Annotated in this window: 2 protein-coding genes; one reads left to right on the forward strand and one right to left on the reverse strand. The window is 75.3% G+C overall.

Features of this window, described 5'->3' with window-relative positions:
• Positions 1-319: heme-binding protein (locus tag EAO76_RS43000; protein WP_148841639.1), on the forward strand; the 319-nt coding region annotated here is incomplete at its 5' end.
• Between the two features lie 123 nt (positions 320-442).
• Here the strand turns inward: EAO76_RS43000 and EAO76_RS43005 are convergent.
• Positions 443-1567 carry a hypothetical protein gene (locus tag EAO76_RS43005; protein WP_148841640.1) on the reverse strand — a complete coding sequence of 375 codons (1125 nt, stop codon included), beginning with the start codon at positions 1565-1567 and terminating at the stop codon, positions 443-445.
• Positions 1568-1909: the final 342 nt, after the last annotated feature.

Here is a 1909-nt window from a genome sequence, read left to right on the forward strand (position 1 = left end):
CGTCTCGGTCGCCGTCGTCGACCGCAACGGCAACACCGTCGTCACCCTGCGCGGCGACGGCGCCGGCCCGCAGTCCTACGAGTCGGCCGTGAAGAAGGCCTACACCGCCGTCTCCTGGAACGCCCCCACCTCCGAACTGGTCAAGCGCCTGGAGAACGCCCCGACGCTGAAGGACATCCCGGGCACCCTCTTCCTCGGCGGCGGCGCCCCCGTCACCGCGAAGGGCGCCCCGATCGCGGGCATCGGCGTCGCCGGCGCCCCGTCCGGCGACCTGGACGAGAAGTTCGCCCGGGCCGGCGTGGCCGCCCTCGGCCGGTAACGGCTCCCCGAACCCCGGCGGCACCCGCTTCCCCCGTGCGGTGCCGCCGGTCCCTCCCCGCCGGGCGCCCGGTCCGCCGCGCCCGCCACCCGGCCCGCACGGCGGGCACCGGCGCGTCCGGTCTCAGCCCTCGCGGTACTCGACCAGCACCGGCTCCTCGCCGAAACCGATCCGGTCACCGGCCCGGAGGCGGACGGTCCGGCCGTCCATGCGGCGCAGCAGGTGCTCCCCCTCGGCCACGGGCAGGTCGACGCGCCCCTTCGTCGTCCAGCGGATGACGAAGGGTCTGCCGTCCCGTTCGAAGCGGCAGGTGTACGCGCCCTCGGGCAGGCCCAGTTGCCCGCCCTGCCCGCACGCGGCGATCCGGGCGCCGTCCAGCCACTGCCGCAGCCGCCCCATGCGCAGCCCGGCCTGCGTGGGCCGCCCGCCGACGGGCTGCACCACGAGCGGCACACCGGTGCTCCCCCAGCTGTAGAAGTACATCCGCTCCACCCCGTAGTACCGGCTGTAGAGACCCGCCAGATAGAAGCGCACCGCGTAGTCGCGGGCGCGGCGGGCGTCCAGCGGCGGGGTGACCGCGACGTTCCGGTCCGGCCCGGTGTTCCACACCGGGATCTGCCCCACGCCCTCCTCGTACAGCACGTCGTGCACGTTCCGGGCGAGGTCGATGATCTCCTCCGGCGGCGAATCGGCCCTGCGCGGCGGCAGTTTCAGCGCCGCCGCGTGGCAGTTCTCGTACGCGCCGGTGCGGGCGAACCGGCGCAGCAGCTCGCGGCCCCGCTCCTCCCACAGCTCCCCGAAGGACGGGCAGGCCACCAGCGCCCCGGAGTCGACGCGGCGGATGATCCGGGACGCCCGTTCGACCATCTCCGCGAGGACGGCGACGCTTCCGGCGTAGTGCAGCGGATGGCTGGGGTAGTCCCAGAGCTCGTACGCCTCGACGCGGCCGCGGTAGCGCGTGGCGACCTTCTCCACGAAGCGGTCCCAGTCCGCCAGATCGGCCGGGGGCGAGGCGCGCGAGTCGGCGTAGGCGCCTTTGCGTCCGTCCGGGGCCGCCCACAGGGGTGTGCCGGAGAGGGTGAGCAGGACCGGCAGCCCGCGCCGTTCGGCGGCGTCGACCGACCGTTCCAGGACCGACCAGTCGTACCGGCCGCGCCGGGACTCGATGGTGCCCCAGCGGGTCTCGCTCTCCCACAACCGCACGGCCCCGGTACGGAACCCGGGCATCTCCCCCGTGTTGGTGTTCATCGTCAGCCCGAAGAACTCCGGCGGCACCCGGAGCGGTGCGACGGACCAGAGCGGCCCGTCGAACCGCTGGGCGGCGGGGGTGGCGCCCTCCCGTCCGGTGCCCGGGCCGCCGCCGGGCCCGTCGCCGCCCGGCAGCCTCGTGCCGGCGGCCCGGGCACCGGACGGGAGGGCGCCACCCCCGCCGCCCAGCGGTTCGACGGGCCGCTCTGGTCCGTCGCACCGCTCCGGGTGCCGCCGGAGTTCTTCGGGCTGACGATGAACACCAACACGGGGGAGATGCCCGGGTTCCGTACCGGGGCCGTGCGGTTGTGGGAGAGCGAGACCCGCTGGGGCACCATCGAG

This window comes from Streptomyces sp. sk2.1 (genome assembly GCF_008120935.1).
Taxonomy (GTDB): domain Bacteria; phylum Actinomycetota; class Actinomycetes; order Streptomycetales; family Streptomycetaceae; genus Streptomyces.